Annotated in this window: 19 protein-coding genes and 1 tRNA gene; 7 read left to right on the forward strand and 13 right to left on the reverse strand. The window is 35.2% G+C overall.

The annotated features are described in order from the left end of the window. Positions 1-41 precede the first annotated feature (41 nt). From ACICP6_RS03850 to ACICP6_RS03875, 6 genes are all read right to left on the reverse strand, one after another. The gene (locus tag ACICP6_RS03850) at positions 42-1,319 is read right to left on the reverse strand and encodes an adenylosuccinate synthase (protein WP_395462680.1); all 1,278 of its coding nucleotides are present in this window, start codon (positions 1,317-1,319) and stop codon (positions 42-44) included. 673 nt (positions 1,320-1,992) lie between these two features. Further along, positions 1,993-3,141: a 2-octaprenyl-6-methoxyphenyl hydroxylase gene (gene ubiH / locus ACICP6_RS03855; RefSeq protein ID WP_395462681.1), complete on the reverse strand. Its 1,149-nt coding sequence runs from the start codon at positions 3,139-3,141 to the stop codon at positions 1,993-1,995. A gap of 67 nt (positions 3,142-3,208) precedes the next feature. Continuing rightward, positions 3,209-4,207, reverse strand: coding sequence for a P-loop NTPase (locus ACICP6_RS03860; RefSeq protein WP_395462682.1), 999 nt, complete (start codon positions 4,205-4,207; stop codon positions 3,209-3,211). A gap of 212 nt (positions 4,208-4,419) precedes the next feature. After that, the gene (locus ACICP6_RS03865; RefSeq protein ID WP_395463655.1) at positions 4,420-4,761 is read right to left on the reverse strand and encodes a helix-turn-helix domain-containing protein; all 342 of its coding nucleotides are present in this window, start codon (positions 4,759-4,761) and stop codon (positions 4,420-4,422) included. Positions 4,762-4,773: 12 nt separating this feature from the next. Then, complete coding sequence (locus ACICP6_RS03870; RefSeq protein ID WP_395462683.1) at positions 4,774-6,465, reverse strand: recombinase family protein; 1,692 nt, start codon at positions 6,463-6,465, stop codon at positions 4,774-4,776. A gap of 33 nt (positions 6,466-6,498) precedes the next feature. Next, on the reverse strand, positions 6,499-6,864 hold the full coding sequence (locus ACICP6_RS03875) for a hypothetical protein (protein WP_395462684.1): 366 nt from the start codon (positions 6,862-6,864) through the stop codon (positions 6,499-6,501). Here ACICP6_RS03875 and ACICP6_RS03880 point away from each other — a divergent pair. Continuing rightward, a complete protein-coding gene (locus ACICP6_RS03880) occupies positions 6,833-7,426 on the forward strand; it encodes a hypothetical protein (protein WP_395462685.1) in 594 nt (197 codons plus the stop codon). The genes ACICP6_RS03875 and ACICP6_RS03880 overlap by 32 nt on opposite strands. 37 nt (positions 7,427-7,463) lie before the next feature. Here ACICP6_RS03880 and ACICP6_RS03885 read toward each other — a convergent pair whose 3' ends face one another. The 5 genes from ACICP6_RS03885 to ACICP6_RS03905 all read right to left on the reverse strand — a co-directional run bounded on the left by ACICP6_RS03885 (position 7,464) and on the right by ACICP6_RS03905 (position 11,492). Then, entirely contained in the window at positions 7,464-8,951 is a 1,488-nt protein-coding gene (locus ACICP6_RS03885; RefSeq protein WP_395462686.1) for a DegQ family serine endoprotease, read from the reverse strand. Positions 8,952-8,954: 3 nt separating this feature from the next. Beyond that, on the reverse strand, positions 8,955-9,827 hold the full coding sequence (gene hflC / locus ACICP6_RS03890) for a protease modulator HflC (RefSeq protein WP_395462687.1): 873 nt from the start codon (positions 9,825-9,827) through the stop codon (positions 8,955-8,957). A gap of 2 nt (positions 9,828-9,829) precedes the next feature. Then, positions 9,830-10,858 (reverse strand): FtsH protease activity modulator HflK, encoded by a 1,029-nt coding sequence (hflK, locus tag ACICP6_RS03895; protein ID WP_395462688.1) that lies wholly within the window; start codon positions 10,856-10,858, stop codon positions 9,830-9,832. Between the two features lie 71 nt (positions 10,859-10,929). Then, a complete protein-coding gene (locus tag ACICP6_RS03900) occupies positions 10,930-11,139 on the reverse strand; it encodes a hypothetical protein (protein ID WP_395462689.1) in 210 nt (69 codons plus the stop codon). Between the two features lie 62 nt (positions 11,140-11,201). Next, positions 11,202-11,492 (reverse strand): GIY-YIG nuclease family protein, encoded by a 291-nt coding sequence (locus ACICP6_RS03905; RefSeq protein WP_395462690.1) that lies wholly within the window; start codon positions 11,490-11,492, stop codon positions 11,202-11,204. Positions 11,493-11,763: 271 nt separating this feature from the next. Here ACICP6_RS03905 and ACICP6_RS03910 point away from each other — a divergent pair, with 271 nt between their 5' ends. The 3 genes from ACICP6_RS03910 (at position 11,764) to ACICP6_RS03920 (ending at position 14,079) form a co-directional block, all read left to right on the forward strand. Continuing rightward, complete coding sequence (locus ACICP6_RS03910) at positions 11,764-13,146, forward strand: hypothetical protein (RefSeq protein WP_395462691.1); 1,383 nt, start codon at positions 11,764-11,766, stop codon at positions 13,144-13,146. A gap of 237 nt (positions 13,147-13,383) precedes the next feature. Next, a tRNA-Gln gene (locus tag ACICP6_RS03915) sits at positions 13,384-13,458 on the forward strand. A gap of 18 nt (positions 13,459-13,476) precedes the next feature. After that, positions 13,477-14,079: a hypothetical protein gene (locus tag ACICP6_RS03920; RefSeq protein ID WP_395463667.1), complete on the forward strand. Its 603-nt coding sequence runs from the start codon at positions 13,477-13,479 to the stop codon at positions 14,077-14,079. On the opposite strand, the gene ACICP6_RS03925 is transcribed toward ACICP6_RS03920, so the two are convergent. Then, entirely contained in the window at positions 14,076-14,384 is a 309-nt protein-coding gene (locus ACICP6_RS03925; RefSeq protein ID WP_395462692.1) for a hypothetical protein, read from the reverse strand. The two genes, ACICP6_RS03920 and ACICP6_RS03925, sit on opposite strands and share 4 nt — an antisense overlap. Before the next feature lie 772 nt (positions 14,385-15,156). On the opposite strand from ACICP6_RS03925, the gene ACICP6_RS03930 reads away from it, so the two are divergent. From ACICP6_RS03930 to ACICP6_RS03940, 3 genes are all read left to right on the forward strand, one after another. Beyond that, on the forward strand, positions 15,157-16,320 hold the full coding sequence (locus ACICP6_RS03930; RefSeq protein ID WP_395462693.1) for a hypothetical protein: 1,164 nt from the start codon (positions 15,157-15,159) through the stop codon (positions 16,318-16,320). A 235-nt stretch (positions 16,321-16,555) separates the two neighbouring features. Beyond that, positions 16,556-16,741, forward strand: a complete 186-nt coding sequence (locus ACICP6_RS03935; RefSeq protein ID WP_395462694.1) for a hypothetical protein — start codon at positions 16,556-16,558, stop codon at positions 16,739-16,741. A gap of 29 nt (positions 16,742-16,770) precedes the next feature. Further along, positions 16,771-18,933: a hypothetical protein gene (locus tag ACICP6_RS03940; RefSeq protein WP_395462695.1), complete on the forward strand. Its 2,163-nt coding sequence runs from the start codon at positions 16,771-16,773 to the stop codon at positions 18,931-18,933. Positions 18,934-19,133: 200 nt separating this feature from the next. Here the strand turns inward: ACICP6_RS03940 and ACICP6_RS03945 are convergent, their stop codons facing one another. Next, entirely contained in the window at positions 19,134-20,522 is a 1,389-nt protein-coding gene (locus tag ACICP6_RS03945) for a hypothetical protein (protein ID WP_395462696.1), read from the reverse strand. Between the last annotated feature and the right edge of the window lie 143 nt (positions 20,523-20,665).

Genomic DNA, 20,665 nt, shown 5'->3' on the forward strand with positions numbered 1-20,665 from the left:
GCAAGTGTTTTTTTTAAAATTGATAGGATACAAGAGCATTTTCAGAAACCTTTAAGCTCAATAATATCCTCTCTCTTTGGACTGGTTGAAATTAGATGAATTGGTACACCTATTAATTCTTCTACTCTTTTTACATACTTTATCAAATTAGCAGGCAATTTCTCAGCTGACCTTTTACCTTGAGTATTTTCTTTCCAGCCAGGAAACTCTTCATATATTGGCTCTAATTCTTCTTGTATTGAATGTGATGCGGGTAAATAATCGTACACTTTTTCGCTATACTTATAACCAGTACATATCTTAATTGTGTCAAAAGAATCAAGGATATCTAATTTAGTTAATACAATACTTGAAACTCCAGAGAGTTGTACAGACTGACGCACTAAAACTGCATCGAACCATCCACAGCGCCTTCTTCTATTGCTCACTGTTCCAAGTTCCCTGCCTATAGTAAATAAGCTATTTCCCACTTCATTCTTTTGCTCAGTAGGGAATGGACCATTGCCCACTCTTGTTGTATAAGCTTTTGCCACACCAATAATATGAACATTGGAAGATAACCCTGAACCTGTTATTGCTTGCGACGCTACAGTATTGCTTGAAGTAACAAAAGGGTATGTCCCATGGTCGATATCTAAGAATGTGCCTTGGGCACCTTCAAATATTATTTTCTTATCTTCTTTCACAAGGTCATTTAATATTTTCCACACAGGTTTTTTATATGGAAGAATTTTTTCTGAAATCTCTTGAATTTCTTTTAACATTTCTTCTTTTTTTACCACCTGGTAGTTTAGGCCTTTCCTGATAGCATTGTGGTAATTCAGAAGAGTATCCACTCTTTCATTGAGCTCATCTGCGTTTTCTAAGTCACAAAGGCGTATAGCTCTCCTTCCAACTTTGTCTTCATAACATGGCCCTATGCCTTTGTTTGTTGTGCCAATTTTATGATTTCCGTTTAAACCTTCAAACAGCTTTTCCTTGTCCTTATGTATGCTAAGTATTAATGGACAGCTTTCGGATACCATCAAATTATTAGGATTGATATCCATCCCTTTAACTTTCAATGACTCTATTTCTGAAATTAGAGCATGTGAATCAAGAGCAACACCGTTTCCTATGATAGATATTTTGCCCGTTCTCAAAACAGCAGAAGGCAGTAAATTTAATTTATAAACCTCATCATCTACTACTATAGTATGCCCTGCATTATTTCCCCCCTGAAATCTCACAACTACATCTGCGTTCTCAGAAAGATAATCTACTATTTTACCCTTGCCTTCATCACCCCATTGCAAACCAACAATTACAATATTATTCATCACTATTTTCTGGATTAACACGTAAATATTAATTCAGTACGCTACAAATGGCAAGGAGTAATTCCCTACATGCTTTTAAATTGCAACCAACCTAAGTTACAAACATTAAGAAATTTACCAAATGGGAAAAAAGGCAAAAGGAACCCTGTGATTATTTTCCGCTTTAAAGTACTGGCGTTTTTTATGTTTTAAACGCCTGACAAGCGAGATTCAGCCGCTTTTAATCGCAACTAACCTGCGCTGCAAGTGTTTAAGAAGTTTACCAAGCAGAAAAAAAGACAAAGAAAACCCGAGTTAGCTAGTCCTTTACTATCTCTGTCGAGTATTGGCATTTTTTGATGTCTTGTAACGCTTTGTAAGCGCGTTCAGCTTATTTAGGTAAAAACCTAGATGTAGATGAAGTTTTGTAAAGACATACAGTACCTATGTACTGCAAAAAATTGAACATAAGACGCCGATACATTAAGTAATCCTTACCTTTTAATCTGCAGATTGGCGAAAGCAAATACAATAGCTTCACTTCTATGATAAGAGGACTGGCGGAGTTTGTCAAGTCGTTTTTCCAACGTGCTGCCAAAAATTTGTTGTGTAAGAGGTCTATTCTCAACTTTCTCTCCACTTTTTTCGGTTAAGGTCACCTTCAGGTCTTTGACATCTCAAACTGAAACAGTATTTACCTAAACCCCATAGCGTGACGGATGAAGCGTTTTTTGAGGAAATTCGAGTTTTCAACTGCAATCAAGCCAAGATTTCTTAGTGCTTTAGCGCAGAATATTCTGTTGGAAAACATCCTATTTAATCCATCAGTTGCAAGTGCCATTGTAAAATTATCAAAGTATCTGTCATGTGAAATTTTCTTTAATAAATAACTGCTGCCAACGTCAATACCAGCCACCTTTGCAACAGTTATATGCCTTATAACACTTTCTACATCTCTAATTCCAAGATTAAGCCCCTGACCTGCAACTGGATGAATTGAATGCGCTGCATCGCCGATAAGCAAAATTCTACTCTTATATAACTTTTTTGCGAAAGCAAAACTTAAAGGATAAAATTTTCTTTCACTATCTAATTTAACCTCCCCTAAATAAGAACCAAACCTTTTTTTAAGCTCTAAAATGAATTCCCCTTCAGACAGATCCATTAGCATTTTTGAAATTTCAGATCTTTCTGTCCAAACTATTGAAGAAACATAACCACCTTTCATCGGTAAAATTGCAAATGGACCACCAGGAAAAAACCGTTCCACAGCCAAATTTTGGTGGTGCAGTTCGTGTTTTACATTGCACACTATACTGCTTTGTTTATAGTCAAACTTTATTACCGGCATAGAAAATAACTCTGGTAGTTTAGAGTTTTTGCCTTCAGCACAAATAAGTAGCGATGATATTAATTCCTGATCATTATCAAGAATCACTTCCACGTATCCCGCATCACAAGCAATCGTTTTATATGAATGTGGAGAGTATATATTTAGCTTATTCAGAAAATTATTATTGATCGCGTTCCATATGGTAGTGTTGTTGATAACATAACCCATTGGTTCTTCACCAACCATTTTATGATCATAATGCACAGTAATCGCATCTAATATGCATATATCGAGTATAGGTTCTGCTTCATCTTTAATAAATTGCCAGATCCCTAACTTTTCCAATATTTTTTTCGAGCCTTGAGAAATAGCAAATGCTCGATTATCATCGATTACACGTGGCAAGCTATTTTTCTCAATCACAGCCACAGATACATAATCATTACTAAGGCCAATGGCAGTAATAAGACCAAGTAAACCACCGCCTGAAATGATTACATCGTAATTCATTTTATTTACTAACTTAAAAATTATATTTTATCTACTTTGAAAATAGTTTAAACAAACTTTATAGACTCTATACGAAAGACCTAACATCTTTAGCAATGTCTTCATAAATCCCTGCTAAATCTTCACTTAACATTAAAGGATTTCCACAATCTGAAGCATGACATATTTGTGGATCTAGAGGAACTCTGCCCAAGAGCTTGATTCCCAGCTCTTCAGACATTTTTTTTGCACCATCTTTTCCAAATATGTATATTTCTGAGCTGTCTTGAATAAAATAGCTCATGTTTTCTACAATGCCAATAATCGGTACGCTGAGCTTTTTAAACATATCGTAAATTTTGCGTGCATCGATTAAAGCAAGCTCTTGTGGAGTTGAAACTATTATTGCTCCAGTTAAATTAAAATTCTCCATCAGACTTAAATGCACATCCCCAGTTCCAGGCGGTGTATCAACTATCAAATATTCTATATCAGGCCATTTTGTTCCCATTAGCAAGTTGTAAAGCGCTTTTGTAATCATAGGTCCACGCCATATTGCTGCACGATCTTTATCAATAAAATAGCCAATTGAAATAGTATGCAGCCCATACTTTTCTATAGGCATTGCTTTACTGTCACGTATTTCTGGTTTTAATTTTTCAGCGCCAAGCATTTTGGGAATTGAAGGACCATATATATCTGCATCAACTAGCGCAACTTTGTGTTTTAATTTTGCTAATGAGAGAGCAAGATTTAATGCAATTGTGGACTTACCCACACCCCCTTTACCAGAGGCAATAATAATTATATTTTTCACTCCTTCGATATGCAATTTAGCTTTTTGTTGTGTAGCTTGTTTTTGACCAGTAGTAACCACAGTCACTTTTTCCACTCCTGGTATAGCTTTAACAGCCCGTTCACAATTTCTTCTTAATTCTTCATTTGCTTGTGTGTTACCAGAAATCTCAAGCGCAAAACCAACGTTCCCGCCTTTAATAACGATTGAGGATATTATGCCAAGAATTTTACCGCTTTTCTGCTCTATGACTTTTTTTAGGCACTCTCTTACAACTCCTTCGTTAATCATTATACCTCCTGCACAGCAGATGGTGTCATACAAGTAGCTGACACTGGGCTCTTGCACTAATGTTAAATAAAATATCATAGAATTCAAGAAGGCAATAGACTTCTTGCACAACAAACTTTTGGCAACGCGTTGGAAGAAATTTCTTGACAAACTCCGCCAGTCCTCTTATTATGGAACTGAAGCTATTTATTTGACTATGCATGTTGATACTCCTATAAAAAATTTATATTGTTGAATTTGCCATTTTTAAAATCCATCAGAATTTTAATAGTTTCTGGTTTATCCTCAAATAAATATTTGCCCTTGGCTTTACTATCATCTTTTCGCATTTTAATTTTGCCACTATTAATTCTATGGTAGAGCCAATTCCTAGAAACTTTGAGGATCTTTGCAACTTGTGTAACAGTAAGGTAGCCAGGTGCAAGAAGATATGGTTGATGTCTTTTTCGAAAAATATTATTTTTTAATCGAATACTTTCGACTGTACTTCTTAAAACAACATTTTTCTTTGGAGAGCGATATCCTTGTTTTTCTAAGTACTTGGCAATTTCTATATCTGATTTACCCTACTTACTTAATTTTATTATAAGCTGTTCCATTTCTGTTGCTGTGGTTAATTCATAAAAGGATTTTACTGGAGTAGGAACATGAAAAGTAGTAGTTTCTCCACCATGCCATACAATACGTATTTGTAAGCAATCGCGTTTGATTCGGTGTGCTACTACCTTATCAATTATGCAACGAAGAAAGGATTTTTGCTGTTGACTTGACAGAACTGACTTATTCCAAATTTCAGGCAATTTCTTACCTATATCTAAAAATACTGTTTTCAGTTCTTCAGATAACTGAGGAGCAGGTTTGCTTGGACATTGACGTTCAAAAGTAATTTCCGCTTGCTTGAGTTCATTTAATGCTTGTTCCCAACGTCTTTCAAGTTCTGCAGCTACAAGACGATTATCAGGATCAACTTGATTAAATTGTCGTTCTGCCAACTTAGCTTGGTAGCTCAGACGTTCTAATTGTTGCAAATGTACTTTATTAAGCGCTTGTTCAGATTGTGACTGTGAATCAATAGCATTAGTATAAGCATCTAATTCGATTTGACTAAGTGCTGCAAAAAATTTAGAAACCACTGCACAATCGATAATATCAGTTAGTAAACGCTGACATACAGGTTCATGATATTTTCGTTGCAGGTAATTACACATATAATAGTTTCTTTCTTTATATCGCATTGTCATTTTGTATCCACATTCTCCACAATAGATTATTCCCTGCAATAATGCTTCTCCTGATCTAGCTATACCACGCGTGCTATTATATTTATACTTTGCATAATTGTCTTTTAGTATCATCTGAATTTTTATAAAGCTTTCCCAATCTATATAAGCTGGATATTTATCTTTTATTAAAACTTTCCATTCTTCCATTGGTATGCGTTTTGTTGTTTTTTCAGCAGAGAATATTTTATGACTTCTAGTACGACCATAAACAAATGCTCCAGCATAAGCTGGATTTTTAAGTATCGAGAGAATTTTTCCACGTGTTGGTTTTTTCCATTGCAGCTCTTTAAATGTGTCATATCTAGGAATAGTAAGTTGATGGTCATTAAAATGCTTTAGAATTTTTGATGCTGCTCGTTTCTCTAGAAAAGTCTCAAAAATAAGCTTAATACGATGCTGAACTTCAAGATTAGGATCCTTATGTACTGAGTCGTCTAGGTAACGAACAAGGCCAACTGGAAGAGACAAGGCTAAATCACCTCGTGCTGCTTTATTCAATAATCCAGCATTTAGTCGAGCTCTTATAGTAGATAATTCCATTTCAGCAAGTTGCCCTTTTAGACCCAGTAACAACCGACCATTAATGCTACCAGGATCATAGATACCATCCCGATCAGCTATTAAACACTGTTTATAGCCACATATATCCAGTAACGGATACCAATCAGAGCAATTCCGTGATAAACGGGTTACATCATAAGAGAGTATGATTCCTACTTTTCCTAAAGTGACTTTAGTAACAAGTTCTTTAAATCCTTCACGCTTTTCAACACTAGCACCAGTTATACCAAGATCAGTGTCAATTATAATAATACTATCAGCTTTCCAGCCAAGATCAATTGCCCTTTGTTTCAGCGCATACTGCAACTCTAGACTTTCTTGATTGCTTAATATTTGATGATGTGTTGATTGTCTGATGTAAATTATTGCTTCGCGTGCTAAATGTTGTGCTGTGATTAGCTCTGATGTACTCATGGATAACCTCTTTGGATACTAATAATATATTTTCTAAAACTTCTGACTTAAAACGTTGCGGCATTTTCTGCCACACTTGACATGGTTTACATGGCATAATTTATACTCCTTTGCTATAGAAACAAACTCGTATAATGAAGTCCATGTTAACTTGCTGGTGAGAAAATCTTGCTTACTAGCTAAGTTAGTAGAAAAAAATGGAATATGTAGAGTGATGTTATCACGATAAATAACAGATACATTACCACCTTTGTAGGCTGTTGAACTGAAAGATGATACGGGAAAAGTTTTGCCAAACAGTGGATGTGTTGGATCTGTAACTGTAATTTCTTTGGCTACTTGATTGTTGAAGGGGGTATTAAGGTGATTGATCGTTAGCAATGCTGCTAGTTCACTCAAACAAGCATCTCTTTATTATTTTGGTTTTATAGCAAAATTAAAAATCTTTCTTGCACCGATATTCAAATTAGTACTGAAGATTTTTGGTTGTCATTGGAAAACACATAAAATCGTAAATTCAATTACTCCTTATACGATGTACTTTAATCGAGAGGGAGACAAAACAATTAAACAGCCAGCACAGCTTGCAACAAAGATAGAAAAAATAGAAAAAAGTGGTAGAGGAAAAGATTACCAGAAAAAAAAGGTCTTTGAAGGCTTTGAAGAGTATGAAGAATTTTTGAAGCAACATACAATATTAAGAAAAAATAATGAATGTATTGATCCTAGAAAGGCTAATAAGGGCATTCATGGCTTGCCTATTAAATGTTTAGAATCTTCCCCCAAGACTGGTTGTGCTTTTACTTTTCCTGAGTTAATCGAATTATACATTCAAATGACGGATGAATATTTTGCTAAACATGGTTCGCTAAATGAAGCGAAAGTTGAAGACTCTTCTAGATCAATGTCAGAAGTAAAGATTACAGCAATAGAACCACCTGAAAGGAGAAGAACTGCATGATTTACAATATTGCCTTGCAGAATAGTCTACAAGCCGGCTATTTCTTCAACTTTATTGAAGTAAAAAACTGATTCCCATTGCGGTAAATAAGCAACATTATTGAATCTTTACCACTTTTCTTTACTACTAGATCAACTTGTTTTTGAAAATCATCAGTGTTTTCTATATCAGTTCCATCTATTTGTGTAATAATGTCTCCTTTTTTAATACCGCGCAGCGTAGCATTACTATTACTATCTACATTGGTAACTATCACACCTTTTGTAGGTACATCATTTTTACTTTCTTTTGGTTCTTTTGGCAGATTTGAAACAATTAAACCAATGATATAATCAGATGTTGATTTATTTTCTTCTTGGTTATTATCTTGGCTGTCACTTGCAGACTCTTCGATGACGATCTTAATGTTAACCTCTTTGCCCTTTCTCAGTAACTTAACTTGCACTTTTTTCTCAGGTTCAGTTCTTGAAACCATTTGAGGTAATTGTGTCATCCTATCAATTTTTCTACCATCAAATTCTAATAATATATCACCTACTTTAATGCCACCTTTTTCTGCAGGACTATTCTTTACTATATTTGCAACCAATGCGCCTTTTATATCTTTTAAGCCTAAGGACTCAGCAAATTCTCTTGTTATAGGCTGAACTTGTACACCGAGCCAACCATGTTTTATTTTTTTACCACTTTTCAATGTGTCAATAATGGACGTGGCTAGATTAGATGGTATGGCAAAACCTATACCTACGTTACCGCCGGACTCAGATGGAGAATAGATAGCAGTGTTAATACCTATAACTTTTCCACTTAAATCAAATAGCGGCCCCCCAGAATTGCCTCTATTAATTGCAGCGTCAGTTTGAATAAATTCATTCATGGTGCCAATGCTAATGTCCCTGGACCTTGCAGATATAATTCCTGTGCTTACGGAGCCACCTAAACCAAATGGGTTACCTATTGCCATAACCGTATCGCCAACCCTCGCTTTATCAGAATTACCAAATGCAACAAAAGAAAGATCTTTATCAGCTTTGATCTTAAGCACAGCAAGATCAGTTTTTGCATCATAGCCTAAAACTTCTGCTTTGAAATAAGTATTATCATTCATAGTAACTGTGATATCTTGGGCGTTTTTAATAACATGATAATTAGTGACTATAGTTCCACCTTTATCTATAATAAATCCAGATCCAAGCAGCACCACCTCTCTATTAATACTAGGGCCCCTGTCCATAAAAAACTGATCAAAGTGTTCAAAAAACTCCCTAAAGTCGTCAAAAAAATTGTTCTTTGGCATAGAAGGAACTCTAGTTCTATTGTTACTTTCTTGTTTAATGATTTGTTCGCTTGAAATATTTACAACTGCAGGGATAAGTCCCTCCACTAGATCAGCAAATCCTTGATTACAATTGCATGCAGGAGTGTTAGTATCTGCAACCTTTTTTGCACTCCAGTCAAACATATTAGCATACGAAGAGAATGAAATCAAAAAACATGTAAATATAGATAAAACCTTACTTTTCATAAACTATTTCCATCCCTTATTCAAAATATCTAAGAAATTATTATTTGGTGAAAGCACAAATTTAGTGTTATTTTCAGCAAATGATTTACTGTAAGCACTCATAGAGCGATAAAAGTTAAAAAACTCTTCATCAACCTTAAATGCCTCATTGTAAATTCTAGTTGCTTCAGCATAACCACGGCCTCGTATTTCATGGGATTCTTTTACTGCACTAGAGATAATTTCCCTTCTTAGTTTATCAGCTTTTGACCTAATTTCCTGTCCCGCTTGTTCTCCTTCTGCTCTAATTTCTTTTGCTTCTTTTTCCCTTTCAGTTTGCATACGGCGAAAGATTGCAGAACTGTTTTCTTCTGGTAAATCTGCTCTCTTAATTCTTACGTCTATTATTTCTATTCCAAATTTTCCAGCTTCAGAGTAAACTCCACGCTGAATTAGCTGCATAACTTCTGACCTTTTTTCATTAAGTAAGCTAATCAATGAAAATCTGCCTATATTTTCTCTTATGTGTGCTTCTATAACTGGATATAACCTTCTAACCAGCCCTGATTCATTTCTCACAGCTTGATAAAAAGTCACAGGATCCACTATTTTATATTTTGCATACGCATCTACTATAATGCGTTTTTGATCTGCAGTTATCACTTCTCTTGGAGTTTTGTCAGGGCTTAAATCTAAAACTCTCTTATCAAGAAATTCTACGTTATTTATAAATGGCAACTTAAAATATAAGCCACTTTTTCTAATATCTCTTACAACTTTACCCAACTGTATAACTATTGCTTGCTTTGCTTCTTGCACAACAAACATTGAGTTAAATAGAACTATCAACAAGATAGCAAATACAGAAGCAAAGGCAATTTTAGTGTTACTACGCATGACTATTTTCCCAAATTTGTAAGAGGTAAATAAGAAAACATACCTTTCAGATCATCTGTTACAACAACTTTATCTACCTTACTGAAAATATTTTCCATAGTTTCAAGATAAATACGGTTCTTAACGAGAGAAGGATTTTGTTTGTATTCCCCATAAAGAGACAAAAAGCGACTTGCATTACCTTTTGCTTCATTTATTATTTCTTTCTCGTATGCTTCTGCATCTAATTTTATCTTTATTGCTTCACCTTTTGCTCGAGGTATAATATCATTATTATAAGCATATGCTTCGTTTATAGTACGTTCTTTGTCTGCACGAGCACTTTGCACGTCTCTAAATGAGCTAATTACTTTTTCTGGTGGGTCAATTTTTTTCATTTGGACAGATAAAATTTCTATGCCCATTTGGTATCCATCAAGAATCTGCTGCAATAAAATTCTAGTATCTCTGGAAATTTCAGCTCTACCTTGACCTTCTAGCGCAAAAGAGATCGTATTTTTACCTATTATCTCCCTCATGGCACTTTCAGCAGCATTTTTAACACTGAAACCGGGTTTGTAATCCCGCACTTTGAATAAATAATCTTTGGCGTCTCTAACGCGCCACTGAACCTCGAAGTTAACGTTGACTATATTTTCATCTCCAGTAAGCATCACACCTTCACCGCGATCTGTATCTCGTCCATAAGAATTACTTACTCCAATTTCTTCACGATTTACTTCCTTAACATTCACTTTAAAAACTTTACCTATAGGATAAGGAAAGTGATAGCGCAAACCAGGTGTTTCCGTGTTAGAGTATTTACCAAAAGTAAGTTCTATACCTTCTTCACTTGGATGGACAATATAGAAACCAGTACAAACATAAAAGAACAAAATAACAAAGATGATTAAATAAGGTTTTTTGCCGCTATTTTTTGTTAAACCAGTAAGAAAATACCTTATCTCAGATATAGCTTTACCTAAAACATCTTCATTACTGGGACCTGCCGGCTTCTTACCAAGATTCCAAGGATTACGCTCATCAAACATAATTTATTCTGTAATTAATGCGCTAATGTTACTTATTTAATAAGAAAATGCAAAACTATTTTATTTACGAGTTAATTGTCAGGATGGAAAACATGATCATACACTTCCTTTTCTCTGTGTAATATAGTTGATTCTATTGTATTTTCTGGCTTTTTTTTAAATTCCTTGTTGTCATTCTTTAAGTGCACTACATCTTCGCGAAAACCACTATAATTTTTTAATAATAAAATCGCTAGAATTACAGCAGCTAATAAGATGAACGCTCTTTTTTTATACTTCATGCAATTCTAGCATCACTTCCCTTCATTCCAGCCCTGTCATCCCAGTGCTTGACACTGGGATCTCATTTTGTAATTTCGCAATATAAATCGTCCCAATTTGGATTTTTGCTTGCAATTAAATCTATTTTCCATTCCCTTTTCCAGCTCTTTAAAAGTTTTTCTCTGTTAAGAGCTGAATCTACATTTTGAAATTCCTCGAAATAAACTAATTTTTGTACATTGTATTTCGACGTAAAACTAGGAATAACTTTATTCTTATGTTCCCACACTCGTTTAATTAAATTTGATGTGACACCTATATATAGAGTCTTATTGTATTTACTTGCAAGTATATAAATATAATAATTTTGCATAAAAACTTAGATCCCAGTGTCAAGCACTGGGATGACACCCTTCATGGTGGATATTGTCCTCAAATCGCAACGTTCGTACAGTTGTGACTGGAATGAAACTATTTGATATATTTCGAAATTAAAACATCTTACAGTCTTATTGTCTACGCTACCAAAAAACACGTCAAGCAGAATTATTCGAAGACAAATGAATACTGGCAGTCAAATTAACACTAACTTAAGAATCGAAGATGTACAATATGAATATGTTTAATTAATAGTGAGGTTTAAAATGTTAGTCAGTGAACAAACAAATTCAAGTTCTGTTAAAAAAAAATCCACTTTCATGGAAACTGTGCAGAATAAACTAAAAGATATAAAAAATTTCTCTAACTGGTCTGCAAAAGAGCAAATAGTTGCAGTAAGTGTAGTAGGTGTGATATTTGGTGCATTACTTCCATTTGTGGCAGTTGCTTTACCAGTTGCTGCAACAGGTGCAATAGTTGCCCTTACTCTATTTTTTGCTTATAAAGCAGTTGAATATGGATATGAAGGGCTCAAATTGTCAGCAAGAAAAGCAGCTTATGGGGCGAAAGATCTTTACGGAAAAGCTAAAGAGGGTGCTGTGCATGTCAAAGATAAGGTGAAAGAAGGTTGTGAAAATACAGTAGGTTCACTAAGGAGAGGCACAAGCAGAGCAGCATTGAATCTGTCGAATAAGATAGAAAGTAGTGCTACCTCTACTAATTATTTAAAAGAATTAAACGAATTGACTGAAAATCAGCGCAATGAAAGTGGTATGGTAAGGGTTTCTCTGAAAGACATTGTGAAACTGAACGGCACTTTAGAACACAAAAATGATTCTGAGTTAATTGAACAGGTGTTATCTGAGTTTAAATCGGAAGTTGATTCGAAAATAGGTACGAATTACAGTTCTGAATGGGAAAAACAGAAAGATAATCTAAGTTCAAACATATTGCAAAAATGGTTAAAAGCGGAGTCCCTACCAAATAAATACGAATACTTGATACGTAGAGCTTTTTCTGACCATAGTGATGAAATTCATGAGATTACAACGAAATACTTGAATGAACTAAGCAAAAAAGTACTTGAGCGTAGTAAGTCTGTAGAAGGTAGTGCCGATTCACTATCATCATTAGACTCTGTAAGTATTGCTAGCAGCAAAGCGGAATTGTTAGATCCTGCGAAGCATCAAGAAGTGGAAACACCTACTTCATTTGGAAGAAAAAGGGTGTCATCGTTGTTCAGGAGTAACAAGAAATCAAAACAGACTACTAAAGTTAAATATCAAGCTCTTTCTGAATTAGGCACAATGCCTTCTGCAGAGATAGGACGTAGCCTTTTTTACGTTGCTCCAAAGAAGCCATCAAGAAGCAATTCAACGAATTCTACAACTACTGTTAGCAGCGAATTTGAATATGAAGCGGTCACACCACCTGCAACAGTCAAGCCTACTCTGCTTAGAGGAAGTTCATCTAGTAGCTTAATTGATGTTTCTCCTGGGCTTACTCCAGTTGATCCACCAAAGGTGCCTGGAAGTTCCTCTCTGAACTCTTTAAATAGTGGTGATAGTGGAATAGGTTTATCTGGTCCTTCTACAAAAGTAGATGCAGTTGACTCACAATCTACTACGCCGGTGCAAGCAGTAGGATAAACAAAACTACCTACTTCTCCAAAAGGATGTTACTCGTTGAGTAACATCCTTTTTTTGTTTTTAAACTATGATAGAAAAATCCTAGATCCCAGTGTCAGCTACTTGGATGACACCCTCTTGGTGGGGATTGCTCTCGAATTACAATGACAGAAAAATCTAATCTATTTTCTCTTGATGAATAAACCTGATTGAAGTATAGTAGCAATGCGTTTATAGTGTTATTGATGTAAGTAGTTTTGGGGTGTAGCCAAGTGGTAAGGCAGCGGTTTTTGATACCGCCACGCGAAGGTTCGAATCCTTCCACCCCAGCCATATTGAAGTGTGTGTAAAATGATATCACTTTTCTATAAATTAAGATTATTGAATTATATACTAGGCAGCTTGAAAGATATAGTTGTAAAGCTATTTCTCTTCACAATGTATCTTTATACATCCAGCATTATGCTCATGTTTCTCACCAATGGCTTTTGGTATGCTGTAGAACTTAGCTCTTTCAAAAATGCATTTTACCATTTGTATCAATGTTTAAAATGGTATTATGAAAATAGAGATGATTTGGGTTATGGAGTTTCTATTAGAATGTTAGTAGCGTTCCTTGCTCCGCATTTTCTCTATAGATTATTTCTTAGCACAGGATGGAAATCTTTTTTAAAAGAAAAGGCAATACAGATACTCAGGTTCATAATCAAAGGCAAAAAGGATAATAGGGCAAGTCACAGTAGTAAGCCAAATGGTAGTAGTTATGGATATAGTCATAAGAACGGTTACAGCAGTGGAAGTGGTTATAATTATAGCAACAATAATGAACATCATGCTCAAGATGCAAAACAGAAAGTAAACATGATAAAACAGTTGTTAATTAAAGATATAGAGGAAACTATAGATAAAAGATTACATGATATTTTTTTCGGTGAAAGGAGCAAATCTCATTAGGTACGTACAAAGGCTTTATCTGATTTTTTGGTAAGTAAAATTGGCTGTATTTTGTTTTTTACGTATACTGGATCGCAATCAGCCAATATACATGTGTGCACAAAATCTTGACTAAAGTCTGATAACCAAGAAATCGCTTTACGTTTTTCTACCAAGTTTTCTGTTTTTTTACAGTTACTTGATGCATCAATCATTGCCTGTGCTATTACTGATTTCCATAACAAATGATATCTTTGTATATCATTTGACGTACTATTCATTTCGTAATGGTGAAAAAATTCTTTAAATTTGAAGTTGTTTGACATAATGTACCTCTTTAGATTGAAATTTGAAGTAATTTGAGTTTGTGTAGCTACTACGTCGCAGCGCTAACGCCCCTCTCCTGTCATCCCAGTCTGAGATCCAGTTTAGCTATAAAATTTAAGAAAATATTTAAAAAATTTACCAAACAGAAAAAAAGGCAAAGAAACCCCGTGGTGCGAGTTTTGACTCTCTATTACTGTAAGTGGCGCTGTAATAATGTGCTAACGCTTAATATAAGCGCGATTTGGCTGAATGTAGAAAAAATTTAAAAGACATGCAGCCGCCATAATTTTATGTAATCCGCCAAAAAATACCTTAAGTTTTTTACTGAATTTTGTCATTGAGCCTGCAGGTCAAAAACAAGTTTTGAGTCAGAAATACCCTTATTATGATAATAAGAGGGCTGGCGAAGCTTGTCAAGAAATTTTTTCCAACGCGTTGAAGAAAACTGAAAGAAGAAGAAAAAAACAGGAGGTTGCATAATATTTTATCAAAGACTATAATAAATCAAATCCTTTACAGGAGAAAGTGGTGGCAGGGGCAGAAATCAATATTAATAAGGATGATTTAAATAGCTTGAAGAAGCAGATATGCTGAGAATTTAGAGTTTGAAGGGGCAGCAAAAAATATTATTGAAAGATTAAATGATGTATGATATAATATGCATAGTGTGAAAATGTAAATAACTTTATTGACAACTTTAGGATTAATACTTATTAAATATTTAGTACTATAAAATTGAATTATGGATTTTTAATAGTAGTAGGAAGGAAAATGATGAAAGATTTTTTTGATAATAGTAAATTCGATAGTGATGATAGCTCAATCTTTCAAGGGAAAATCCTAGATTTCTCTGCAGAGCAGGAGCGAAATAAACTTAAGGAAATTACAGAAGAGCTTGCAAGAAAAGCTGCGCTGAAGACGCTCGAATGCGAACGTCAGGCTTCTGATCAAATTGATAATATATTGCAGCTTATTAAAATAGATGATGATTACTTTGCTGATAGTGAAAGATTGTTGAATGATTTTCTCCTGTTATTCTGTCCCCTATTTAATTTTTTTGATGTGGATATGGGCATAGGCTCAAAGACATACGAAATGATAAAGGAAAGGAGGGAGAAAAATTGGCTTCTTTCAGTAATAAAATTAATAAGTGATAAACTTAAAGAGTTAGTCAAGAAGATTTTTTCACGCGATTTAAGTTTCGATGAGAGATTGGCAAAAGAGATAAAAGAATTGGAAGAAAAGCTCGCAGGTGGCGGGTTATCTAAAGAAGAGTTTGCAAGAGTGCTCAATCGTCTTGAGGGTCTACAAAATCTAAAATTAAAATTACAAATGTTTGTCGCCGGCTGGCTTATTACAACCTTCGCAGAGATTTTTGCAGTTAATTTAGTTGCTGCAGTAGAAACAGGAACTGCCAAAGAAGAAGATAAAAAAGCAGAAAAAACATCTTCAAAAGAAGCAAATAAGAAGGAAGTTTGTGAAGACGCAGAAATCAAGGTGGATGAGAGAGAAAAGTCTAAGCTCATGCATGGTGTCATCCCAGCGCTTGACGCTGGGATCTGGTTGAGGAGGCCAACCTCTCTGACCACACAAGAGCACAATCTTTTCCCGAATTCTTTGAAAAAGATACTGGCTCCTATGCATGAATTAAGCATAGAGAATAATAAAAGTTCACAAGAATCAAGGGTGAAAAGGAAAGAAGAACCGAAGATATGTACGCCTGTTCCAGATGAAAGGAAGGAGTCAGAGGCGGTAGAGCGTAAAACAGGTTTCAGGTCTAAGGGTATGAGTGTAGGTGGAAAAAATAAGTATGGTAATGGTAATCGTAATATGCAAGCTGATGCTCAATCACCAAGAGGATTGACTGATGATGTAGAAGTTAATCATGTAAATTCAATGGGAAGGAAAGCAGAGCGGACATCATCGAGGGGATAAGCTAGATCCCAGTACTGGGATGACATTAAAGAGTAGGAGCTGATGGCAAAAAGAAATACAGGTGTCATTTCAGCGCCCCTTTTTCGTCATTCCGCTACTTGTTGGCGGAATCTATAAAACTGAATTTTATAAAAAAGAGTGAATAAAATTTTTTGTAAAAAAATATAAAAAAGTGTTTGCACCTAAATTTGTTTTTAGTATACTAATTACATAATATTTTTACTAGGAGGGTAATATGCCAGGAAATGATGATTACGTTAAACGTACATATGGTGATAATACTGCCTTAGGGGGAGCAAAGGTTAACTTAGATAGGGTAGATCCAAGAAGGGTTGATGATTTTAGTCCAAAATGGAAGAAGCGGGAGGAGGAGAGGAGGAAGCAAAATCAGCCCAGTGGTCAAGGTAATAGTAAAAGTTAAAGGTTTATGGTAATTTAAATAGGGGGGGTATGCCTAAAAAGCTAATCAAAGCATTTAATGCTGATAATCTCTTTTATGAGATTATTGATACTAATCTTGCTCTAGAAAGTACATGGAATAAAGATTATATTGTCATTAAGTTTTGTAAAAACATGAATCCTGATCAATGCATGAGTTATATAAATGACTTTAAAAACAAAATAGTAGAAAGATTTTATGAAACTGAAAAGGGTGCAGGTATAGCTTTTGATATTAACTCTTTTCCGTTTAATTTAGGAAAAGGAAAATTGCAGTCTAGCAAGGAAGGTATGAGATATGTTACTTCGGTAGATGATGGCACAATTTTTAACTTAAAATGTTACTTAATGTCTTCATTTGCAAGTGACATTGAAGAAAAACTTGGAGAAATTTTTGGAGTAGAATATTTAGAGGATTTGGCAAGCTCTATGAAGTTTGATCGCAAACATTATCTATACTGCACAGATTTTGGGAATAAAGAAGTAAGGGATAAGTTTATGGAATTATTCCAGTCAGATATCAAAAGCTATAATAATGCTCCTTCTAAGCTCTTTAAAGTTGAAGGTAATTGTGTATATATTAAGGATATATTCAAAGATAATATTCCACTTATTGATAACATAATGCAGCGTAATTTATGGTTTTCGGGGCGGTATCTTGAAACTCCTAGCAATAAGAATAAATTTGTTGCAACAATAAAGAACAAAATAATTGACTTGATTCACGCTAAATCAAATATTCCAATTTACAGTATCTTTCGTGTACCCTATTTAAATAGTAATGAAGATTCGCTCCTTGTACCTATTGTGCAGGAAGATGGGTTCTTTAGGTTGCTAACTCGAGAAGAGGCATACAATATCAATAAAGTATTTAATTTTACCGTATTGAATAATGTTAATAAGTATATCCCTGAGAAGTATTTGATAGAATTACTAGGAAAAGAGAATTATAAGACAGGAGTATATGGTATAGATGTTTATGATAAGGAAATCTCGTGTCATATAATGAGTGCTGTAATAAAAAGCTCCAAAATTAATGGACGTGGTGAATTAGAAATTGACCCTGAGCTTCGTTTTCGAGCATTATCGCCTGATCTAGGACCTGATGGAAAGGATGTAGGGCCATCAAGACCGGATTGGAGAACACGGGTGTCTCCCAGGCAAGGTTCAGAAAGAGAAACAGGGATGCTGTTCCATACAATAGATTCAGGTGGAAATGAACAAGGGTATTGTGCAGCTTTACCAGAATCTGATGAGGCACGTACTTATGAAAGTGAGCAACCACTGTCAAAGCTGAATTTTCCTGATGCAAGTGGTGGACCACGGCGATCTATAAGTGCTGCTGTGGTAGGTGCTGATAAAAAAGATTTGATTAGAGCATGTAATGCTGTTGCCAGATTTAATGCTAATACACCGCCTTATCGTGAGCAGCAATCACCACCACCACCGCCGATTTCTCCTACACATGAAAGTAAGCAAAAGGATAGTGGTAAAGATTCGTGGGGGAAGAAAATAAGTGGAGCATTTTCTGGACTTTTGAGACGTGGTTCATCCTCCCCGCCCTCCTCAAAGGAAGCTTCTCCTACACATGATCCAGGGCGGCGGCCTCCTCTGCCACCGCGACGTACAACTACTGCTTGGCAGGCACAATTACCAAAGTTTGAATCGCTAGAGCCAGGAGACCGTGGTTCTGTAGATTCCCAAGTTTCCAACAATAGTAGTGAGGGCTATGGTTCAGCATCATTGTCTTCTCTTGATCTGTCTGGATCCCGTTTTAATCTGTCTGGAGACCGTGGTTCTGTAGACTCTGGGAATAGTAGTGACCGTCATCGTTCTACAGTTTCCAATAAGAGTGGTGAGGGCTATGATGATGAGTACCATGATTCAGTACCATTATCGTTTAATAATACTGCAGGGCCTAGTGGTCAAGGTGTGTTTCCTCGCAATAATGAAACCTATGCTTCATTCATGAGTAATTCGTCAACGTTGACCAACAGTTCTACATCATCAGACGACACTGTTGTATCGGGTCCTGATAAAAGTGCTGGAAGGTTTAGCCTAAAATCTCCGCCTCTCAAGCAACCAGGGCAAACATATGTTGACCGTGAACTAAACCGACGTTGTCGTACTGAAAAACGTGAAATTCTTCAGGCTAAACGACAGATGTTTTGTTAGGGTTGGGGCCACTAAGGTTCCTGACCCCTAAATTAGCTCTCTATGCTTTTGTGCTAGCTTTGTACCCCTTATCTCCGTGAGCGGTTACAAAAATGTTGTCGATATTTTTGACATCACGCCTAAATGGCCAAAATTCCTTTCAAAATTTACAGAGTTTAGTTGCTACTTCTGCTTAGTATTAAGTAACGGTTATATTTTTATTAATTTCCCGGTCCACGGTTCGATTGTCGGAGGCTATCATCAATCCGAACATTCTCTATACTTGTAGCACACTTATTTGATAACCTTAATCTTTTGTGGTTATGTTTATCCTCCTCTGATCTATCTTCTAACTTCCTCTTTCTAGAAGTTATTACTGTTTCTTCACATTGTGTCCTATCCTGTTCTTGACCGTGTACTTCCGTTTGTAAATTAGTTTCTGTATGAGATGCATTGTTGTCAGGTACAGCATCAGGAGGTGTTTGCTCCTCACTTGTTGGCCTTAACTCTTCTCCATATACTAATGGTTTCTCCACAGCACCATGTAATGATTTCTTCACAGCATCATGTAAGGAGTCGCCTTGAATACGTATTTCATCGTTTTTTCCTATTAATTCCCAAAATTCTTTCGATGGCGATTCAAATTTTTTACCATTAAACTCCACTATTTTAGTTATGCCATCACTACTCACATTCATAATCATAGTACACATTAAAGTTTTCCCGGGCTCATACTCTGCAAGCCAAGTAATCGTCATTTCATAACATGCGTCCTCTTTAAATTCATAATTTCTTTTATCTTTATCTCGATAAGCATATATTTCATGTTTCTCGTTGCAATAGATATTCAATTCGCTAATGTCTTTCTCTTGCTGCAAAATGTCACTAATCCTTATTGGCTCATTTCCATTTTGATTAATAAGAAGGTTGATATTCAAAACTCTACCAGCGTTGTCATTTTTTGCATAATAAGCTTGAAAAACATACCCTTTAAAATACTTACTTGCATCTTCTTCTGCCTTTTTTATGTATTTATCTATATCTTCCTCAAAGCCCTTACGGAAAGGTTCCTTTCTTTCATTTAATGCTTTCTTTATATACGCTTGAAAAGCTTTATCGTTTATTAGATCACACAAACGCCACTCATGTTTTTCAAAACACTTTAAAATATCAGCAAATTTTCTTTCCTCTTTCAGATATGTTAAGAACTCCATCTTTCTTAATAGATCTGGTAGTTTAAAATCCGTTATTATCGTGCCTAATTGACTATAAAAGCCGTTAGAATCTTCGATAAGACCTTCTAAAATTTCTAATTCTGTACGTAATTTATTACCTTCTGCAATTGAGCGAAGAAATTTCACCATAGCGAGACCCTGAACAGCAGGATCTTTTATTATCCCTATTTTATTGAGCGTGTCTTTGAGATGTGTAAGTATATTTATGTCTTCGAGATATATAGGTATATCTATGCCTTTGAGATATATAAGTATATTTCTGTCTTTTTTGAGCCTCTCTACATATTGATGCAATTCACACAAGTTAGACATTGCACCTATGACTCCCCCTAATTCATCCTCTACACTTGGTTTAATTTCAGAAGAACCTAACATACCATACCCTCCACTACATTTATATTATCTTAGTTAATATCTCTTTAAAAACAATTAAGCTATTAAAGTTAATAAAGTTAATAACCTCGTTAGACTTGAGCTTAATTATTTCACTTTTCATTATACACTGAATTTACCTTTAC

The sequence above is a fragment of the Wolbachia endosymbiont of Cantharis cryptica genome (assembly GCF_964277405.1).
Classification (GTDB): Bacteria; Pseudomonadota; Alphaproteobacteria; order Rickettsiales; family Anaplasmataceae; genus Wolbachia.

Bases quoted from the DNA above. Each gene is read 5' to 3' on its own strand.
- ACICP6_RS03850 (WP_395462680.1), bottom strand. From the start codon at position 1,319: ATGAATAATATTGTAATTGTTGGTTTGCAATGGGGTGATGAAGGCAAG.
- ubiH (WP_395462681.1), bottom strand. From the start codon at position 3,141: ATGAATTACGATGTAATCATTTCAGGCGGTGGTTTACTTGGTCTTATT.
- ACICP6_RS03860 (WP_395462682.1), bottom strand. From the start codon at position 4,207: ATGATTAACGAAGGAGTTGTAAGAGAGTGCCTAAAAAAAGTCATAGAG.
- ACICP6_RS03870 (WP_395462683.1), bottom strand. From the start codon at position 6,465: ATGAGTACATCAGAGCTAATCACAGCACAACATTTAGCACGCGAAGCA.
- ACICP6_RS03885 (WP_395462686.1), bottom strand. From the start codon at position 8,951: ATGAAAAGTAAGGTTTTATCTATATTTACATGTTTTTTGATTTCATTC.
- hflC (WP_395462687.1), bottom strand. From the start codon at position 9,827: ATGCGTAGTAACACTAAAATTGCCTTTGCTTCTGTATTTGCTATCTTG.
- hflK (WP_395462688.1), bottom strand. From the start codon at position 10,858: ATGTTTGATGAGCGTAATCCTTGGAATCTTGGTAAGAAGCCGGCAGGT.
- ACICP6_RS03900 (WP_395462689.1), bottom strand. From the start codon at position 11,139: ATGAAGTATAAAAAAAGAGCGTTCATCTTATTAGCTGCTGTAATTCTA.
- ACICP6_RS03905 (WP_395462690.1), bottom strand. From the start codon at position 11,492: ATGCAAAATTATTATATTTATATACTTGCAAGTAAATACAATAAGACT.
- ACICP6_RS03910 (WP_395462691.1), top strand. From the start codon at position 11,764: ATGTTAGTCAGTGAACAAACAAATTCAAGTTCTGTTAAAAAAAAATCC.
- ACICP6_RS03920 (WP_395463667.1), top strand. From the start codon at position 13,477: ATGATATCACTTTTCTATAAATTAAGATTATTGAATTATATACTAGGC.
- ACICP6_RS03925 (WP_395462692.1), bottom strand. From the start codon at position 14,384: ATGTCAAACAACTTCAAATTTAAAGAATTTTTTCACCATTACGAAATG.
- ACICP6_RS03930 (WP_395462693.1), top strand. From the start codon at position 15,157: ATGATGAAAGATTTTTTTGATAATAGTAAATTCGATAGTGATGATAGC.
- ACICP6_RS03935 (WP_395462694.1), top strand. From the start codon at position 16,556: ATGCCAGGAAATGATGATTACGTTAAACGTACATATGGTGATAATACT.
- ACICP6_RS03940 (WP_395462695.1), top strand. From the start codon at position 16,771: ATGCCTAAAAAGCTAATCAAAGCATTTAATGCTGATAATCTCTTTTAT.
- ACICP6_RS03945 (WP_395462696.1), bottom strand. From the start codon at position 20,522: ATGTTAGGTTCTTCTGAAATTAAACCAAGTGTAGAGGATGAATTAGGG.